The 1092-nt window shown below is 76.6% G+C and carries 1 pseudogene; it reads left to right on the top strand.

The features are described from left to right. Nucleotides 1-70: 70 nt before the first annotated feature. A pseudogene (locus ACFW2E_RS47595) lies at nt 71-1092 on the top strand (RNA polymerase sigma factor); the annotation flags it as partial.

A 1092-nucleotide genomic window follows, 5' to 3' on the forward strand; every position in this document is an offset into this window, starting at 1 on the left:
CGCCGTGCGCGCGCGGGGGCTCCCGCCCCCCCCCGGCCCGGGGGGCCAAACCCCCCGCCCCGCGCCCCCGGTCCAGGACGCCTTCACCACGGCCCTTCGGAAGTGGCCGGAGACAGGGGTGCCGCCCAGCCCGGCCGGCTGGATCATCACCACCGCGCGCAACCGCGCCATCGACCGGCTGCGCCGCGAGTCCTCCCGGGACGCCCGGCAGGCCGAGTCGGCCCGGCTGTACGCGCCCGACGCACCGGCCGAGGAGGGCCCCGTGCGCGACGACCGGCTCCGCCTGATCTTCACCTGCTGCCATCCCGCCCTCGCCCTGCAGGCACGTGTCGCGCTCACACTGCGCCTGCTCGGCGGGCTCGGCACCGCGCAGATCGCCCGCGCCTTCCTGGTGCCCGAGGCCACCCTGGCCCAGCGGATCGTCCGGGCGAAGGCCAAGATCCGCGACGCGGGCATCCCGTACCGCGTGCCCCGCGACGCCGACCTGCCCGACCGGCTCAACGGTGTCCTGGCCGTCGTCTACCTGATCTTCAACGAGGGCTACACGGGTGATCCGGGCCTGTGCGCCGAAGCCGTACGCCTCGGCCGGCTGCTCGCCGACCTCATGCCGGACGAGCCCGAGGCCACCGGGCTGCTCGCGCTGATGCTGCTCGCCGAGGCGCGCCGCCCCGCCCGCCGGGACGGGGAGGGCGCGCTGGTGCCGCTGCCCGAGCAGGACCGTGGCCGGTGGGACCGTGGTCTGATCGCCGAGGGGCAGGACCTGGTACGCCGCTGCCTGCGCCGGAACCGGCCGGGGCCCTATCAGATCCAGGCCGCGATCAACGCCGTGCACAGCGACGCGCCGACGGCCGAGGCCACCGACTGGGGGCAGATCCTGCGCCTGTACGACCAGCTCATGGCCATCGCCCCGAGCCCGGTCGTGGCCCTGAACCGGGCCGTCGCGGTGGCCGAGACGGAGGGCCCGGGAAAGGCCCTCGGCCTGGTGGACGCCCTGGACCTCGGCACGTACCACGTCCGGCACGCGGTCCGTGCCGACCAGCTGCGGGGGGCGGGCCCGGCCCCCCCGGGGCCGGGTCTTGCGGTCACGCTGAC

It is taken from the genome of Streptomyces sp. NPDC058964, assembly GCF_042741275.1.
Lineage (GTDB): Bacteria > Actinomycetota > Actinomycetes > Streptomycetales > Streptomycetaceae > Streptomyces.